This window comes from Kitasatospora cathayae, assembly GCF_027627435.1.
Taxonomy (GTDB): domain Bacteria; phylum Actinomycetota; class Actinomycetes; order Streptomycetales; family Streptomycetaceae; genus Kitasatospora; species Kitasatospora cathayae.
In genome coordinates this window covers 838,157-855,735 of the sequence record NZ_CP115450.1, presented here as the reverse complement: position 1 = coordinate 855,735, position 17,579 = coordinate 838,157, and the positions used below count along the sequence as shown (strand labels likewise).

Annotated in this window: 14 protein-coding genes; 8 read left to right on the top strand and 6 right to left on the bottom strand. The window is 72.4% G+C overall.

The window, feature by feature from the left end; translation table 11 throughout:
• Positions 1-20 precede the first annotated feature (20 nt).
• The 6 genes from asnB (at position 21) to O1G21_RS03920 (ending at position 7,710) form a co-directional block, all read left to right on the top strand.
• A complete protein-coding gene (gene asnB, locus O1G21_RS03945) occupies positions 21-1,790 on the top strand; it encodes an asparagine synthase (glutamine-hydrolyzing) (RefSeq protein WP_270140782.1) in 1,770 nt (589 codons plus the stop codon).
• Positions 1,787-2,812, top strand: coding sequence for a PrpF domain-containing protein (locus O1G21_RS03940; RefSeq protein WP_270140780.1), 1,026 nt, complete (start codon positions 1,787-1,789; stop codon positions 2,810-2,812). Before asnB ends, O1G21_RS03940 begins: the two co-directional genes overlap by 4 nt.
• Before the next feature lie 352 nt (positions 2,813-3,164).
• On the top strand, positions 3,165-3,893 hold the full coding sequence (locus O1G21_RS03935; protein WP_270140778.1) for an SDR family oxidoreductase: 729 nt from the start codon (positions 3,165-3,167) through the stop codon (positions 3,891-3,893).
• A 27-nt stretch (positions 3,894-3,920) separates the two neighbouring features.
• On the top strand, positions 3,921-5,507 hold the full coding sequence (locus O1G21_RS03930) for a class I tRNA ligase family protein (protein WP_270140777.1): 1,587 nt from the start codon (positions 3,921-3,923) through the stop codon (positions 5,505-5,507).
• 101 nt (positions 5,508-5,608) lie between these two features.
• Entirely contained in the window at positions 5,609-6,925 is a 1,317-nt protein-coding gene (mshA, locus tag O1G21_RS03925) for a D-inositol-3-phosphate glycosyltransferase (protein WP_270140775.1), read from the top strand.
• Between the two features lie 365 nt (positions 6,926-7,290).
• Entirely contained in the window at positions 7,291-7,710 is a 420-nt protein-coding gene (locus O1G21_RS03920) for a hypothetical protein (RefSeq protein ID WP_270140773.1), read from the top strand.
• 52 nt (positions 7,711-7,762) lie between these two features.
• Here the strand turns inward: O1G21_RS03920 and O1G21_RS03915 are convergent, their stop codons facing one another.
• From O1G21_RS03915 to O1G21_RS03890, 6 genes are all read right to left on the bottom strand, one after another.
• A complete protein-coding gene (locus tag O1G21_RS03915) occupies positions 7,763-8,200 on the bottom strand; it encodes a Fur family transcriptional regulator (protein ID WP_270140771.1) in 438 nt (145 codons plus the stop codon).
• 81 nt (positions 8,201-8,281) lie between these two features.
• On the bottom strand, positions 8,282-9,244 hold the full coding sequence (locus O1G21_RS03910) for a helix-turn-helix domain-containing protein (RefSeq protein ID WP_270140769.1): 963 nt from the start codon (positions 9,242-9,244) through the stop codon (positions 8,282-8,284).
• Between the two features lie 132 nt (positions 9,245-9,376).
• Complete coding sequence (locus tag O1G21_RS03905) at positions 9,377-9,979, bottom strand: class I SAM-dependent methyltransferase (protein ID WP_270140767.1); 603 nt, start codon at positions 9,977-9,979, stop codon at positions 9,377-9,379.
• Positions 9,980-10,123: 144 nt separating this feature from the next.
• Complete coding sequence (locus O1G21_RS03900) at positions 10,124-10,621, bottom strand: GNAT family N-acetyltransferase (protein ID WP_270140765.1); 498 nt, start codon at positions 10,619-10,621, stop codon at positions 10,124-10,126.
• A 180-nt stretch (positions 10,622-10,801) separates the two neighbouring features.
• The gene (locus tag O1G21_RS03895; protein WP_270140763.1) at positions 10,802-13,108 is read right to left on the bottom strand and encodes a heavy metal translocating P-type ATPase; all 2,307 of its coding nucleotides are present in this window, start codon (positions 13,106-13,108) and stop codon (positions 10,802-10,804) included.
• Complete coding sequence (locus tag O1G21_RS03890; RefSeq protein WP_270140761.1) at positions 13,101-14,045, bottom strand: hypothetical protein; 945 nt, start codon at positions 14,043-14,045, stop codon at positions 13,101-13,103. The genes O1G21_RS03895 and O1G21_RS03890 overlap by 8 nt, the downstream gene beginning before the upstream one ends.
• A gap of 424 nt (positions 14,046-14,469) precedes the next feature.
• On the opposite strand from O1G21_RS03890, the gene O1G21_RS03885 reads away from it, so the two are divergent.
• Positions 14,470-15,891: an MFS transporter gene (locus O1G21_RS03885; protein ID WP_270140759.1), complete on the top strand. Its 1,422-nt coding sequence runs from the start codon at positions 14,470-14,472 to the stop codon at positions 15,889-15,891.
• Between the two features lie 144 nt (positions 15,892-16,035).
• Positions 16,036-17,481: an MFS transporter gene (locus tag O1G21_RS03880; RefSeq protein ID WP_270140758.1), complete on the top strand. Its 1,446-nt coding sequence runs from the start codon at positions 16,036-16,038 to the stop codon at positions 17,479-17,481.
• The last annotated feature ends 98 nt before the right edge of the window (positions 17,482-17,579 follow it).

Sequence of the window (17,579 nt, the reverse complement as noted above, 5' to 3'; positions counted from 1 at the left end):
CCAGTGAGGTGGTGGGCGCGATGTGCAGGATCTTCGGCCGGCTCGGCCCCGCTGCCGTGGGCGAGGACCTGGCCCGAGTGTCGGATCGGCAGCGGCACGGCGGCCCGGACCGCCGGACGGTGCTCTCCGGCGGCGGCTGGGCACTGGGCTGCAACAGGCTGGCCGTCACCGATCCCGAGGGCGGTACGCAACCGTACCGGCTCGGGCGGGAGATCCTGGTCGCCTTCAACGGCGAGATCTACAACCACGACGAGCTGCGTCTGCGCCTGCTGGCCCACGGATACCACGTCCCCGACCGGTGCGACGGCTCGGTCCTCCCGGCGCTCTACGCCGAATACGGGCCGGGGTTCGTCGAGCAGCTCGACGGGATGTTCGCGATCGCCGTGCTCGACCTGCGTGCGGAGCCCACGCTGCTGCTCGCCACCGATCCGCTCGGCATGAAGCCGCTGTACTACCACCAGGACGGCGGCACCCTACAGTTCGCCTCCGAGCTGCCTGCCCTGCTCGCCTTCCCCTCCGTGCGGGGCGAGGTGTGGGGGCCCGGCCTCGACCAGTACCTGAGGTTCCGGACACCGCTCGGCGAAAGGACCATGTACGAGCACGTCCGCGCCCTGCCGCCGGCCGCCGTCGCGCGGTTCACCGTTTCGGGTGGCCTTCGGATCGACCGTCGGCCGGCACCGGCCGCGACGGAGTGTCCCGCAGACGAAGCGGCCGTCGGCCGCCGGACGCTGGCCCTGCTGCGCCAGGAGGTCGGGCGGCTCGCCCGCGCGGACGTTCCGGTGAGTGTGATCACGAGCGGTGGTCTCGACTCCGGGCTGGTCACCGCGCTGGCCCGCGAGCACCTTCCGGAGCTGCACGCCTTCACCCTCGTCCACCGCGGCGACTGGCCGTACGACGAGCGCCGGTTCGCCGCGGAGGTCGCTCGGCGCAGCGGCGCGGTCCATCACGAGGTCGAACTCGACCCGGCCGACCTGCCCGAACTCCTCCCGCGCACGGTCGCCCACCTCGGCCAGCCCAATGCGGACCCGATCACGGTGTCCACCTACCTGCTGTTCTCGGCCGTACGGACGGCGGGCTTCACCGTCGCCCTGACCGGCGACGGCGCCGACGAACTGTTCGGCGGCTACGACCGCATCCGCACCGCGCTCGACACTCCCGCCGGGGAGCCGTGGACACCGGCTTACCTGGACCAGGTGGCGGCCGTGCCGCAGCGGATGCGCGAGTGGCTGTACACCACCGACTACCGGGCCCTCCTTGCCGACCGGGCCGACGAACGCGGTGCGGAGCTGGCCGGCGCCGACCGGATGGCGGAAATCTGGCGGTTCGAGACCGAGCAACGGATGCCCGCTTACCACCTGCGCCGGGTGGACCACCTCAGCATGGCCTCCGCCGTCGAGGTACGGCTGCCGTACTGCCAGCCGTCGGTCCGGCGGTTCGCTCAGAGCCTTCCGGAGCACTTCAAGGTCTCCCACGGGCGGGTCAAGAAGCCGCTCTACGCGGCGGCCCGCGGACTGCTGCCGGAGCCCGTCCTGCGCCGCCCGAAGCAGCCGTTCACCCTCCCGGTGGCCGCGATGCTCGCGCCCGGACAGCCGGTCGAGCGGTTCCTGCGCGACGTGCTGAACCCCGACCGGCTGCGCCGGGACGGGCGGCTGCGCGCCGACCGGGTCCAGGCACTGCTGGACCGTCAGGCAAACGTGCCCGACGACACCACCGCCAGGGCGGTCTGGGCGCTGATGATCCACCAGCTCTGGCTGAACGGCTCGGGGCGAGCCGCCCCGGCCGGGCCGTGATCGGGCACTTCGCCCAGGCCGTCGGCGCTCCCTGCCCGACCCTGGTGCTCGACGCGGCGCAGCTCCCCGACGACGAGCGGTGGCTGCGGCCGGTGCTGGCCGGCATCCGCCGCGCACTGGCGGTCTCCGGTGCCGGGCACGTCCTGAAGTTCGCTTTGGCCTCGCCCTCCGCCGTCCCCGGGTTCCACCTGGACTACCGCTTCGTCCAGGGCCTGCCCGGCGGCGCCGACCGGCTCGACTTCACGGCCAGCTGCGGCCACTCGGCACTGGCCGTCACGGCTGTGGCGGAGGAGCAGGGCTGGCTGCCCCCAATGCGTCCGGGAAGCCGAGCGCGGCTGCGCAGCACCGGCGGAGGCCCCGCCCTGGTGTGCCGACTGGACGGCGTGCGAGGCGGCCACCGCGAGTTCACCCTCCAGTTCGAGCCCGCGCCGGCGGCCTCCGCCACGGACCTCCTGCCGACCGGGCGCCCCCTGGACCTGGTGACCACCGCCCGGGGCCGCTACCCCGCCTCGCTGGTGAGCCTCGGCAACCCCTACGTCTTCCTCGACGCGACCGCGCTCCACCTGGCCGACCGTCACCGGCTGTTCGCCGCGGACGCGTCGACGCTCCGGACGCTGGAGGCGATCCGAACCACCGCGGCCGAGCGGCTCGGCCGCCCCGCCCACGGCGGTCTGCCGAAGATCGCCCTGGTCGGTGCGGCGGAGCCGGACGGCCTTCCGGTGCGGGCCGTCACCGCGGGCGGATGGCACCCGAGCGTCGCGCTGACGGGCGCGATCTGCCTGGCCGGTGCGATCGCCGTCCCCGGTACGGTGCCCCACCGGCTCGCCCGGACCGAGGGCGCCGCCGGAACGGCGGTCCGGCTGCTGACGCCCGCCGGCCCGACCGTCGTGACTGTGCACGCCACCGGAGTCTGGCCCGACCTGCGGATCGAGCGGATCGGCATCGGCCGCAAGCGTGTGCGCACCACCGGTTCGATCCGCCTGGCGCCTGTCGTCGAACTCGCCGCGCCGGCAGGAGTCTGACGACAAGCTCCAGAGCCCAGACCGCCCCCTTGCACTGGCGGCCACACGCCACGGCACGTTCACGCCGTGCCACCGGGCTCACCAGCCGCTTTCCGGCTGAGACGATGAGTTCGGCGCCGGCGAGGACGGCCGCCGACCACAGGTCTGTCACCGAACGCAGACCTGACCGTCGATGCCCGGACGCATGGTCGCGCGGCGTCCTCGCCCGGTCACCCCCAGGGTTCCGCTGCTGCGTGGTGAGGCCGTGCACGGCACGTACCCCCCTGGTGCCGACCACGGCCCCGGCACGGCCGGTTGGCGTCCCTATCACCCAGTCCGCCTCCGTCCGGCCGTACGACAGAAGGACGTGTCCATGAGATTCCACAACCTGCGGGTCGTCGTCACGGGAGCGTCCCGCCCGTTCGGCCGCTCCCTGGCCGTGGGCTTCGCCCACCTGGGGGCCGAGGTGTTCGTCTCCGCTCGCACCAAGGCCGCCGCAGACGTCGTCGGCGGGCAGATCGAGGGGGCCGCGGCGAGCCGGATCCACACCTTCGGCTGCGACCTCAGCCGACCGGCGGAGATCGCCCGGTTCGCCCGGCAGGTCGGTGAACTAACCGACCGGGTCGACCTGCTGGTCAACAACGGGGCACGCTGGCTCGGCGGGGTGGAGTTGGAGTCCGCCTCGGACGAGCAGATCGTGGAGACGATCGGGGCCACGGCCGGCGGGACCGTCCTGATGGTCAAGCACTTCCTGCCGCTGCTACGGGCCTCTACCCGCCCCGACATCGTCAACATGGTCTCCGTCGCCGGGGCGGACACGGCGGACGGCTCACCGGTGCACGAGGCCTTCCACGCTGCCAAGAGCGCGCAGGCGGGCTTTGCGGACGTGCTCGCCCGCCGGCTGCGCCCGGCCGGCGTCCGCGTCATGGCGCTCTACCCGCCCGACTTCTCCACCAGCGATCCGCATGCCGCCGAATGGGACGGAACCGCCGCCGGCCCGCGCGACCGGCTGACCGCCCAGGCGCTCTTCGACTGCATCACCTTCGCGGTCGACCAGCCCAGGGACTGCTTCATCCGCTCCTTCCACTTCGAGCCGCGATGAGGACGACCACGGCAAGGAGGCACCTTCATGACCGCATCGACCACACCGATCTGGATCACCGCGACCCCGCCGACTGCTGACGGTGAGCTGCACCTGGGTCACCTGGCAGGTCCCTACGTGGCGGCCGACGTGCTGCGCCGCTTCCTCCGGTCGGATGGCCGGCCGGCACGGCTGACCGGCGCGATCGACCAGTTCGACACCGCCGTGCAGCTGTGCGCGCTCGTCCAGGGCCGCAAGGCCGAAGAGGTCGCCGACGGCTACGCCGAGAGCATCACCGTGGACTGGCAGCGGGCCGGCGTGGAGTTCGACGACCTGCCGCAGCCGCTCGGCGAGGCCGGCTATCGCCTGCACGTCCAGGACTTGCTCGCCAAGCTGCACGCCGACGGGGTCGTCGTCGCGCGCAGCCGTCTGCTGCCCTACTGCCAGCCGTGCGACCGCTGGCTGCACGGAGTCCTGGTCACCGGCGGCTGCCCGTACTGCGGCGCGCCCGCCCGCGGCAACGTCTGCCAGAGTTGCGCCCGCCCGAACGACTGCGGTGACCTGCTCGACCCGGCCTGCGTGCTGTGCGGGACACCGGCGCAGCTGCGGCAGTGCCGGCGGCTCTACCTGCCTCTGGAGGCACACCGCGACCGGCTGCTGGAGTTCTGGGCCGTGACGCCGATGCCGCCGCGACTGTCCGTCCTGTGCGAGCAGCTCACCCGCGACGGGCTCGCCGAGCTGGCGGTCAGCCATCCGGCCGACTGGGGCATCGAGGTGACGGTGCCCGAATTCGAGGACCAGCGCATCGACTCCCGCTTCGAGCACGCCGCCGCGCATGTGCTGGCGGCGCACCGGACCACCGAACCGCCGGTCGGCTCGCTGCAGTTCTTCGGCTACGACCACGCACACCTCCAGGTGGTCGTGCTGCCGGCCCTGCTCGGCTGCCTCGGGCTCCCGGCGCCCACCGGCTACCGGGTCAACGATTTCTACCACTACCAGGGCCGGAAGATGTCGACGGGGCAACGGCACGCGGTGTGGGCGCTCGACGCGCTGACCGACGCCGGCTCGGACGCACTGCGCCGCCACGTGCTGTCCGGGCGGCCGCTCGGCCGACCGGCCGACTTCGTCCCCGAGGAGCTGGACCACGCCCGGCAGTTCCTGGACGACACCTGGAACCCCTGGCTCACCCGGCTCTTCGCCGCGCTGCGCGAGGACTGCCACGGACTGGTGCCGGAAGCGCGGGCCGGCGGCACGGGCTGGGTCTACCTGCACGACCGGTTGTCCGGCACCGTGGCCGAGCTGCGCACCGCCTACGACATCGAGACCTTCGACCCTCGCCGGGCGATTGCCCTGCTCGACGAGGCGGTCCGCCTGGTCACGGACTTCCAGCTGGTCAACGCGTACGAGCGGGACCGGGTCGGCGGACGCGAGTGCTACCGCGCCGCACTCGCCGCCCAGCTGGCGGTGGCCCGGGCACTCGCGGCGTGGGCCTGGCCCGCCATGCCCGAGGGAGCGGCCAGGCTGGCCCGCGCTCTGGGGGACCGGCCGGGCGGTCCCGTCGCGCCGGATGCTCTGGAGCCACCGCGGCCCGGCACGCGCCTGGCCCCGCCCACCGGTCCCGTGTTCGGGTTCTGAAGTCCGCTCAAGACCCGTCCAAGGCCCGCTCGTCGCCGAGCGGGCCTTTCCGCTGCCTGGCCGGACGCCCTCCGGCCACGCCCGCCCGAAGGAGATATCCCATGCCGACGTCGAGCCGTCGCCCGCACGTCCCCGCAGCCGGTCGGCCGGTCCGCCGGGTCGCCATGCTCAGCGTGCACACGTCGCCCCTGGACCGGCCGGGCACCGGTGATGCCGGCGGGATGAACGTCTACGTCCTCGAACTCGCTCGGCGCCTGGCCGCGCACGGCATCGAGGTGGACGTCTTCACCCGGAGCGTTTCGCCCACCGCGTCCAGAACCGTCATCGCTGCCCCCGGCGTGCGCGTCTGGTACATGGACGAGGGTGGCCGCCGACGGCTCGCCAAGGAGGAACTGCCAGCCGTGCTAACGGACTTCACGGCCTCGGTGCTGCGGACGGCAGCGACGGAGCGGCTGACGTACCAGGCCGTGCACTCCCACTACTGGTTGTCCGGGCAGGTCGGAGTGGCCCTCGGTCGGCGGTGGGACGTTCCGCTCATCCACTCGATGCACACCATGGCCCGGACGAAGAACGCGGCTCTCGCCGCCGCGGACCGGCCGGAGCCGGACATCCGCATCCTCGGCGAGTGCGCGCTGGCCGACACGGCGGACCGCCTGGTCGCCAACACTCACGCCGAGGCCGCCGAACTGGTCCGACACTACGGCACCGACGCGGAGCGGATCGCGGTGGTCCACCCCGGAGTGGACCTCGGCACCTTCCGTCCCGCCGACGGGCGGGCGGCGGCCCGACGGCGCCTGGGCCTGCCGCCCGGCGCAGTCATCCCCATGTTCGCCGGCCGGATACAGCCACTCAAGGGCCCGGATGTGCTCCTCCACGCGGTTGCTGTGCTGCTGCGCCGTCGTCCGGAGCTCGCCCGGCGACTGATCGTTCCGTTGATCGGCGGAAACAGTGGCACCGGCACCGAACGGCCGGACGAGTACCGCCACTTGGCCGCCGGCCTCGGACTGTCGGAGGTGGTCCGCTTCCTGCCCGCGCTGGGGCGCCCGGAACTGGCTGACTGGTACCGCGCCGCGGATGTCGTGGTGATGCCGTCGCACAGCGAGTCCTTCGGGCTGGTCGCGTTGGAGGCCCAGGCCTGCGGCACACCGGTGCTCGCCGCGGCCGTCGGCGGGCTCACGGTGGCGGTGCGCGACGGTGTCACGGGCCACCTGGTGCAGGGCCATCGTCCCGAGGACTACGCGGCCGTACTCGGGCGTCTGGCGGCCCTCCCCGGGGAGGGCGAGCGCCTCGGCCGGGAGGCTCTCCGGCATGCCCGGTGCTTCGGCTGGGACACCTGTGCCCGGGCCACCGCGGCCGTCTACGCCGCCGCCGTGGCCGAACGGGCGGAGCTGGGCCGTCTGGTGCGTGCCGCGTCCTGACGGCCCGGGACCGTCAGGGAGAGGGCAGGGGCGACGGCACGCCCCTGCCCGGAGCGGGCTCCCCTCCTGGAGGAATGGGGCGCAGTGCCCGCCCGAGGTGTGGGTCACCCCACCCTCTGTCCGAGGCTAGCACAAGATTTGAGATGACCAAATATTTGTTTCACTCGAACTGGTGGTCGCTCCTTGGCCGTCGGCTCCGGAAGCGGGGTGTCCGGTTCTGTGGCAGAAGCGCGCCATGGCCTGAGCGCGACTTGAGAAAGCCTGGAGTCCGGGGCTCGGGACGGACACCATGGAATCAGCGCCCCGGAGACCGACGGCACGGGAACCGAGGAGCGCGCCACACCCCAACTCCTGGAGGAACCAGCATGTTTGCTCGCAACCGGCGGATCGTCGTTCGCTTCGTCGCCCCGGCCCTGGCGGCCACCGCACTGGGCGCGATCGCGTTCGCCGCCGAGGGCTCCGCCACCACCGGGGCGAAGCCGGCCGACAGCGGCATCGTCTGGCCGGCGCCGACCCCCTCGGCCCCGGCTTCGGCCGTGCGGGCCGACATCGTGTGGCCGGCCCCCACGCTGACCGCCCCGGCTCCGGCACAGGTCCAGCGGGCCGAGATCGTCTGGCCGACCACGAGCCCGGCCCCGAGCGGAGGTGCGGCGAAGGCCGTCCAGGCCGACATCGTCTGGCCGACCACGAGCCCGGCCTCGACCGGAGGTGCGGCGAAGGCCGTCCAGGCCGACATCGTCTGGCCGACCACGAGCCCGGCGGCCGTGCCCGTCAGCGGCAACTGACCGTCGCGGCAGCGCGACCGTCAGCGGTCAGGCCGCCCCGGGCGCCGGCCGGTCACTTCGGCCGGCGCCCGCGGCAGTCCGGGCACTCACCGAGGAACACCAGCTCGGTGTCGCCGATCCGCCACCCCCGCAGCCCCTTCATCGGCGCGGGCGGAAGCTCGACCTCGACGTTTGCCACCCGGCCGCACTGGCTGCAGAGCGCGTGCTGGTGCGGGGGACCGGACAGCTCGAACACCGCGGTGCGCCCCGGGCGTTCGAACTTGCGCACCAGGCCGGTCTCCATGAAATTGCGGAGCATCTCGTACACCGCCTGGCTGGTGAGCGTGCCGAGCCGGGATCGGGCAGCCTCGGTGATCGACTCGACGTCCTGATGGGGCTCGGCGGCCAGCAGTTGCAGTACCTCCAACCGGGGGCCGGTCACCCGCAGTCCGACGTCGCGGAGCAGTTGGATGGCGCCTTCACGGTCCGCAGCCAGAGTGTCGCTCGCCATCAGCCCTACCAGAGGTCGACCAAAGATTTGGTCTCATCGTACCTCTTGCGCGTGCGGCGGAGGCCGTTCAGCCGGGCCGGCTCAGTCCAGCCAGCCCAGTTTGGTGGCGCGCACCCCCGCCTCGAACCTGCTGGAGGCCCCGAGCTCCTGCATGACCTCCGACAGCAGCCGGCTCAGCGTGCGCAGCGATATCCCCAGCGAACGGGCGATCTTCTCGTCCTTCATGCCGGCCGCCAGCATCCGGATCGCGGCCTGCTGCTGGTCGGTCAGCCGGTCGGCGCCGTGCCGGTACTCCTCGGTGCGGCCGAGGACGGCCGAGGTGTGCCAGCAGTAGTCGTAGAGCGCGGTGTACGAGCGGACGAGCGCCGGGCCCCGCGCCAGGATGGCGCCCGCGTCGTGGTCGTCCGGATCGATCGGCAGCAGGGCGAGCCGACGGTCGCTGACGATCATGTTCAGGGGGACGACGGGGGCGAGGCGTACCTCCACGCCGAGTTCGATCTGCCGCTGGAAGAACTCCGCCAGGGCCGGGACCGCGAGAAAACGCTGCTGGTAGATGGCCCGGACCTGGGCTCCGGCCGCGATCAGGCGCCGGTCGCGGTCCAGACCGGCGGTCAGGAACTCCCCGGTGGGCAGGGCGCCGGGGTGCATCGAGGCGATCTCGGTCCGGACGGTGTCCGAGAGGTCCTCCAGGGTCTGCTGGATCCGGCGCCTGCCGGTCAGGACCTCGACCTCCACCTCCGAGGGGAAGACACCGCCGCCACGGAGGTAGCGGCGGGTGAGTTCCTCGACGGCGGCGTAGGACTGCTGCGTGCGTTCCTGGCGTAACCGCACTTCCTGGGTCTCGCGTGCGAGGACGCGTAGGAGGGCGACTTCCGGGTCGACCGCGGTCACGTGGTCGGCGAGCTCGTCGGATCCGTCAGCGCTGATCAGGCCCAGGTGTCGGAGTTCGGCACGGCAGTCATCGGTCTGGGCCGGGGACAGGCCCAGCTCCGCGGCCAACTCGGAGAAGCGGCCCGAACCACGGACGCGGAGCTCCTGATACACGGAAAACGCCTGTTCGGAAGATTTTCCGTTGCCTGAACTCGCCACGTGCAGCCCCCTCCACATTCAGTGTGGTAGGGATGCTACCTGACAAGCCGTTACGTTCTCGCAACACAATTCGCCGAGCTCCGGCGGTCAGCGGCGCGGTCCGCAGAGCAGGAAGGTGCTCTCCAGGCCGTCGGCCAAAGGGCGGGTGTCCCTCCGGTGGATCCGAAGGCCGGTCGAACGCAAGTCGTCGAGCACGGAGGCGGTTTCGGGACGGGCCGAGTGGAGTCCGGGTCGGCGAGCGGTGATGTAGTCGAGCGCCAGGGCGCCTCCCTCCCGGAGGTGTGCGGCGATTTCCCGGAACAGTGCCGGGCGTGCGGTGGCGGGGAGCTCCAGTGCCGTGTCGCCGGCCAGCATGACCAGTCCGTACGCACGGCGCAGCCTGAGTCCGTTCAGTTCCGCCTCGACGGTGGTCACGCGCCCAGGCCGGACGTTCCGGCGGCCGGCCCACTCGCGGAGACTGGCGAGGGAGGGGGCGTCGCGGTCTACCGCGTCAACGTCGAATCCGAGGCGCGCCAGTGGGACCGCGAACCGTCCTGCACCTGCTCCGAGGTCCAGGATGGGCCCGCCGGTGGCCCGGGCCGCCCGGAGGTACTCCAGGATATCGGCGCTGTGCGGGCTCAGGGGTGGCTCGGCGACTGTCGGAAAGGTCGCCCGTTCCGGTGCGTCCGAGTTTCCGTCGAGCAGTTGCATGGCTTCTCCGGGAATGCGCTGTGTGAACGAACTCCGCGTTGGGAGGGGTCACTTCATTCTGGGCATTCACCCGTGCCCGGGGCCATGAATCCGTACGGCGTATTCACGCCTCGACCGGTGGACGCCAGCGTCGGCTCTCCGATGTCAGAGCGTCCTGCGCAGGCGGAGCCCCGAGCTGGGCGGAACGTCGGTCGTGGCCTCGAAGCCGCAGCCCGACAGGAAGGGAAGCGAGGGATCGTCGGGGCCGTACACACTCACCCATTGTTGCCGGGCTCCCCGGGCCCGCTGTTGCTCGGTGGTCGCGGACAGCAGCCCCCTGCCGACGCCTTTCCTGCGGTGCTCCGGAGCGACGCACAAGGTATAGACCTCGCCCGATCCAATGGTTGCGATCCCGCCCGCAGCAACGCCTACGACCCGGCCGGCGTGCTCGGCCACCAGCCACCCCAGCCAACCGTCCCCTGCTCCGGAGCCGGAGATCTCGACCGCGATCCGGTCCACCGGGCAGTAGCAGGCGATCAGATGCTCGGTGCGCTGGCCGCCGAGGTACTGGGCGTAGTCCAGGCGCCAACAGGCCGCGAGGAGCTGGGAGATGGCCGCGGCTTCAGCCTGGCAGGCAGGGCGCAGCTCCACCGTGGGGTCCATCCGTCGATCCTCGTTTCGGCGAGCGGGCGGTTTCGGGAGCCAGTAGATCGGAGCCATAAAGCGAAATCAAGTCCGGTTCGACATCCGGAAGTTCTGGGAATGTACTTAGTAAATCCGGAAAGCTCGGAAAAGTAGCGGCGGCCGGCCGACCCGATCACGGGCTGGCCGGCCGCCGTCACCTCAGTCGGCCGCGCCGGGCTCCGGGAGGGCCCGGAAGCGGCGCAGCCGGAGGCTGTTGGACACCACGAACACCGAGGAGAACGCCATGGCGGCGCCGGCGATCATGGGGTTCAGGAGGCCGGCCGCGGCGAGTGGCAGGGCCGCCACGTTGTAGGCGAAGGCCCAGAAGAGGTTGGACTTGATGGTGGTCAGAGTCCGGCGGGAGAGCCGGATTGCGTCCGCCGCCACCAGCAGGTCGCCGCGGACCAGGGTCAGGTCGGCCGCCTCGATCGCCACGTCGGTGCCGGTGCCCATCGCGAGTCCGAGGTCGGCCTGGGCGAGTGCGGCGGCGTCGTTGACGCCGTCGCCGGCCATGGCCACCCGGCGGCCCTCGGACTGCAGGCGCCGGACGACCTCGGCCTTGTCGGCCGGCAGAACCTCCGCGATGACCTCGTCGATCCCGACCTCGGCGGCCACGGACCGGGCGACGGCCTCGTTGTCGCCGGTCAGCAGCACGGGGGAGAGGCCGAGCCGGCGCAGTCGGCGGATCGCCTCGGCGGAGGTGGGCTTGACGGTGTCGGCCACGACGAGCACGCCTCGGGCCTGGCCGTCCCAGCCGACCGCGACGGCGGTCCGGCCGGCGGCTTCCGCCTTCGCCTTGGCCCGCTCCAACTCGGGGTCCAGGTGCTGGCTCCACTCCTCCAGCAGCCTGGTCCGGCCGACCAGGACGGCCCGGGTGACCTGGCCGTCGACCACCACGCCCTGGACCCCGAGGCCCTCGATGCTGGCGAAGTCCTCGACCGGGGGTAGCTCGCCCACACGCTGGACGGCGCCCTTGGCGATGGCTCGGGCGATCGGGTGCTCGGAGGCGTCCTCCAGCGCTCCGGCCAGCCGGAGCACCTGGTCGGCGTCCTCGCCCTCGGCGGGGATCACCTCGACCAGCGCCATCTGGCCAGTGGTGACGGTGCCGGTCTTGTCGAGCACCACGGTGTCGATGCGGTGGGTCGACTCCAGCACCTCGGGTCCCTTGATGAGGATGCCGAGCTGGGCGCCGCGCCCGGTGCCGACCATCAGTGCGGTCGGGGTGGCGAGCCCGAGCGCGCACGGGCAGGCGATGATCAGGACGGCGACCGCCGCGGTGAAGGCGGAGCTGATGCCCGCGCCGGCGCCCAGCCAGAAGCCGAGGGTGGCCACGGCGAGGGCGATGACGACGGGGACGAAGATCCCGGAGACCCGGTCGGCGAGCCGCTGCACCTCGGCCTTGCCGTTCTGCGCGTCCTCCACCAGCTTGGCCATCTGGGCGAGTTGGGTATCCGCGCCGACGCGCTCCGCGCGGACCAGCAGCCGCCCGCCCGCGTTGACGGTGGCGCCGGTCACGGTGTCGCCGGGGGAGACCTCGACCGGGACGGATTCCCCGGTGAGCATGCTGGCGTCGATGGCCGAGGTGCCCTCGACTATGACGCCGTCGGTGGCGACCTTCTCGCCGGGGCGTACCACGAACACGTCGCCGACGCCCAGTTGCCCGATCGGGATGCGCTCCTCACGGCCGTCGCGGATCACCGACACATCGTTGGCGCCGAGTTCCAGCAGCGCGCGCAGGGCCGATCCGGCGCGGCGCTTGGAACGCGCCTCGAAGTACCGTCCGGCGAGGATGAAAGTGGTGACGCCGGCCGCGGCTTCCAGGTAGATGTTCCCGGCGCCGTCGGTGTGCCCGATGGTCAGGCTGAACGGGTGGGTCATGCCCGGGGTGCCGGCGGTGCCGAGGAACAGCGCGTACAGCGACCAGCCCATGGCCGCGATGGTCCCTATCGAGATCAGGGTGTCCATGGTGGCGGCGCCATGCCGCAGGTTGGTCCAGGCGGCCTTGTGGAACGGCCAGGCGCCGTACACGACAACCGGGGCCGCGAGGGTCAGCGACAGCCACTGCCAGAAGGTGAACTGGAAGGCGGGCACCATCGCCAGGAGGATCACCGGTACCGTCAGGACCAGTGAGACGAGCAGGCGCTGACGCAGGGACGCCACCGGGTCGTGCTCGGTTGCCGCCCCGGATCCGATCTGTTCACCCTCGGCGAGGGGCGGAAGCGGGAGGGCGGCGGTGTACCCGGCCTTCTCCACCTCGGCGACCAGGTCCTCGGGCGCGATGCCGGCCGCGTAGGCGACCTTGGCCTTCTCGGTCGCGTAGTTGACGGTGGCGCTGACGCCGTCCATCCGGTTCAGCCGCTTCTCGATCCGGGCGGCGCAGGAGGCACAGGTCATTCCGCCGATGAGGAGCTCGACCTGCTCGGTCTCGGCGGCCTGCACGGCCGCGCCCTGGACTGTGTTACTCATGCGCCCCCTCGCTTCCGGTGGTGGCGTCGGCGTGGACGGAGAAGGCGGCGGTGTGGACCGCGCCGGCGTGCTGGAAGTCCAGGAACAGCCGGTAGTCGCCGGCCGTCGGGGCTTCGACGGAGAAGGACACCTCGGGCCCGGCCGCGGTGCGACCGTCTCCCGGCTCGCCCTCGGGGTGGACGTGCAGGTAGCCGAGGTCGCCGGCCCGGATCGCCACGAGGTGGCCGTAGGCGCCCAGGTAGGGCTCCAGATCGGTCACGGGCGCGCCGTCACGGCTGATCCGCAGCTTCACCCGGGAGGACTTGCCGGCCTCCAGCCGGCCGTCCAGGGCGACGGTGTACCCGTCGGTCTCGGCGGTGGCGGCGGGCGGCGTCGGCTGTTGGGGCCGGTAGTCGCCCGCAACGGAGAGGCCGGTGCCCAGCGTGACGGCCGATGTGGCCCCGGAGGGGGTGAAGTCGGCGACCATCCGGTAGGCGCCGGCGGCCGGGAAGGTCACGGGGACGTGCCAGCTGCCGTCGGCCGCCAGGGTCGGGTGAACGTGCTGGTAGCCCGCCAGATCGGTGCGGACCAGGATCAGATGAAGGTCCTTGCCGTGCTGGGTGAGGTAGGAAGTGACCGGAGCGCCGTTCGGGCCGCGGACGGTGAAGCTCAGGTCGGCGGATTGCCCGGCGGTCAGTTGCTCCGGACCGGCCTGGAGCGAGTATCCGTGGTCGAAGGCCGCGAGCGCGCCCGCGGCAGGCGCCGCGGCTCCGTCCTCCGTGCCGTGGTGCTCGTGTTCCGGGCCATGTGCGGCGGCCGTCGTGCCGTGCTGGTGTTCGGCGCCGCCGGTGTCCTTCGCCGAGTCGATCGGGCCCACCGCGTGACCGATGCCGACCGCTCCGCCGAAGACGACCGCCAGCCCCAGTGTGAACGCGGCCAGGCGCGTCGGGGTGTTCATCGACCTGCCTCCTTTCCGATTGCTAGCTAAACCGTACCCCCCTAGGGTATATTCCGCAACGTTGGCAGGATGGCCGATGGGCATTGTGATGTGCCGTCGGCTCGGCCGAGTTGGGCACCAGCCTGTCGACCAGGACTCCGGCGCGGAGTCCCCGCACCCATACCCCCAATGGGTAGTCATGGGTGGGGCGGGGTGCACGTGCCATGAAGGCGACGAGGGGATCGGTCATGGAATCGAACGCTTCGCCCGGTGCTGGCACGCTGCCCGCACCTGCCGCGACGCTGCTGCGGGTGATCCGTCACCCGGCGACCAGATGTCTCGTGGCCTGCGCGGCCTCCGCCGCACTGCGTGCTGCCGACGCCCGCTCAGGTTCCGTGAGCCGCCGATGCCGCTCGGGCCGACTCGACTGTGGGGAGAGTCCGGTATGACAGCCCGTCGAAGTCGTAGCGTCCTGGCGACCGCGGCCTATGGCACGTTTCTGGTCCTCGTGGCGTACACCGTGCCGATGACCACGCTCACGCCTACGGCGGTGGGGCTGCACGCGGGGCCCACCGCACAGACCTGGGTGCTCACCGGGACACTCGTCGGCCTCTCCGCGCTCCTGCTGGCCGCCGGGAGCCTCGCCGACGACCGGGGCCGCAAGCGGGTGTTCACCGCCGGCGCGGTGCTCCTAGTGCTCTCCAGCGCCGTGGCGGCCGCAGCTCCGACCGTCGCCGTGTTCCTCGCCGCCCGGGTCGTCCAGGGTGCCGCGTCCGCGGCTCTGCTCGCGCCCAGCCTCGGTCTGATCGGCGAGGCCTACCCGGGCGGCCCGGCCAGGGTGCGGGCGCTCGGCGTGTGGGGCGCGGCGGTGGGGCTGGGGATCGCGGTCGGGCCGGTGTACGCGGCCCTGGCGGAGCAGTGGCTGGGCTGGCGTGCCGTGTACTGGGGGTTGGCGGCCCTGGCGGCGTTGCTCGTGGTGGTCGCCGTGGCGGGTCTCGACGAGTCGCGGGCCGCTACTCCGCGCCGGATCGACCTGCCCGGCGTCCTCACTCTCGGGAACGGGACCGCCGCCCTGATCGCCGGGCTGGCCGAAGGCCGGTACGGCTGGGGGCGGCCGATCGTGCTCGTCCTGCTCGCGGTCGGGATCCTGCTGCTCGTCGCCTTCGCGTTCGTTGAGGCGCACACGGCCGAACCCATACTCGACCTGCGACTGTTCCGGGATCCGGGCTTCGTCGCCGCGACCGGCGGAGCCCTGTTCACGGGGCTGGCAATCGTCGGCCTGATGAGCTGTCTGCCGTCGGCCCTCCAGCGCGCCCTCGGCCTGTCTTCGCTCGCGGCCAGCGGCGTCCTCGCCATCTGGTCCGGGCTGTCCGTGGCGGCGGCGCTCCAGGCTCGCAGACTGGCCGACCGGATCGGTGGCATTGCCCAGCTCGCGATCGGGCTCCTGATCTGCGGAGTCGGTGAAGTCGCCCTGCTCGGGCTGCGGCCGGACGACTCGTGGCTGCGGCTCGTGCCGGGGCTGGCGGTGGCGGGCGTCGGCAGCGGGATCCTCAACGCGGCCCTCGGCCGACTGGCCGTCACCAGTGTTCCCGCTCACCGCGCGGCGATGGGCTCGGGCGCCAACAACACGGCACGCTATCTCGGCTCCTCGCTCGGCGTCGCCGTCACCGTGACCCTCATGGGGCTCGGCGGGCCCGCCACCGCTCGGGCCGCGGCCGACGGGACCAATCACGCCGTCCTCGCCGCGACCGCGCTGTGCGCCCTCGGCGCGGCCGGCGCCCTGGTGGCGCGGGCGGCGCAACGGCGCGGCCGGGCGCGGGCTGCGGCGGAAGCGGAACCGCAACCCGCCGTCGAACTGTTGCGCTGAATCCTTCGGGGCCGCACCTGAGGCCTTCCGGGCCGGCGGGCGCGCGTCGCTGCGATGCGTGACGAACCCCTTGCTCAACATACCCCGTGGGGGTATGTTGAGTGCGTTCTCAGATATACCCCTCCCAGGTACAGGAGTCTGGTCATGTCGGACCTCAGTGCACCACCCTCGCCGCGCCGTTGGACTGCGCTCGGCCTGATCGCGCTCGCCCAGTTCATGGTGATCATGGACACTTCGATCATCGGCGTCGCGCTGCCCAAGATGCAGACCGCGCTCGGGTTCTCGCAGGAGAACCTGTCCTGGGTCTTCAACGCCTACGTCGTCGCGTTCGGCGGATTGCTGCTGCTCGGCGGCCGGCTGTCCGACCTGCTGGGGGCGAAGCGGCTGTTCGCCACCGGCTGGGCCGTGCTCGCGGTCGGCTCGCTGGTCGCAGGCCTGGCCGGAACGGCCTGGGTCGAGCTCGCCGGTCGCGCCCTCCAGGGCGCCGGGTCCGCGCTCATCGCGCCCTCCGCGCTCACCCTGCTGATGATGCTCTTCGGCGGCCAGCCGAAGGAGCTCGGCAAGGCCCTCGCCCTGTACGGCGCGGCGGCGCCGGCCGGCGGCACCGCAGGTGTGTTCCTCGGCGGCGTGATCACCCAGTACCTCAGCTGGGAGTGGGTGTTCTTCGTCAACATCCCGGTCGCCGTCGTGGTGCTCGCGATGGCGCCGGGCGTGATGCCGGCCGCCCAGGCCCGGCGCGGCTCTGTGGACTGGTTCGGCGCCATTACCGTCACTGCGGGCCTGGCCACCTCCGTCTACGCCATCGTCCGCGCCCCGGAGACGGGTTGGGGCTCGGCGAGCACCTGGCTGGTCCTCGCCGTCGGTGCCCTGCTGATCGGCGCCTTCGTCGTGATCCAGGCCAAGCGGCGCGAACCGCTGATGCGCCTCGGCATCTGGCGCAGCCCCAACCTGGCCGGCGCCAACCTCGCCCAGTTCCTGATGGCCGCGGCGTGGATCCCGATGTGGTTCTTCCTTAACCTCTACCTCCAGCAGGTGCTCGGCCTGAAGGCCTTCGCCTCCGGCGCCGCCCTGCTGCCGATGACGGCCGCCATCATGGTGATGATGATCGTGCTGGCGCCCCGGCTGATCGCCCGCTTCGGCCCCAAGCCGCTGATCGTCGTCGGGCTGCTCGCGCTGGCCGGCGGGATGCTCTGGCTCTCCTTCGCCCGCCCGGACGGCACCTTCGTCATCGACGTCCTGCCTGCCTCGCTGCTCGCGGCGGTCGGCATGTCGCTCGCCTTCATCCCGTCGCTGGGCACTGCGCTCTCCAGCGCCCGCCCGGAGGAGGGCGGCCTCGCCTCCGGCATCGTCAACACCGGCTACCAGGTCGGCTCCGCCCTCGGCCTCGCCGCAATGACCGCCATTGCCGCCGCCCACGGCTCCCGGGAGCTGGGTGACGCGACCGCGCTGACCCACGGCTTCTCAGCCGCATTCCTCGGCGCCGCCGCGATCGCCGCCGTCGGCGCCGTGGCCTCGGCTGTCACGATCCGCACCGGCAACGCCCCGGCGGCAGCCGCCGAGGCGACGGAGGAGCAGCCTGCTGCGGTCTGACCCCGTCCACCTGCCCGGCCCGCCGCCGACCCGGTACCCCCGTCCGGGTCGGCGGCGGGCCGTTCGGCTGTGGTCCGGCGCGGTCGGGCTGCCGCGCA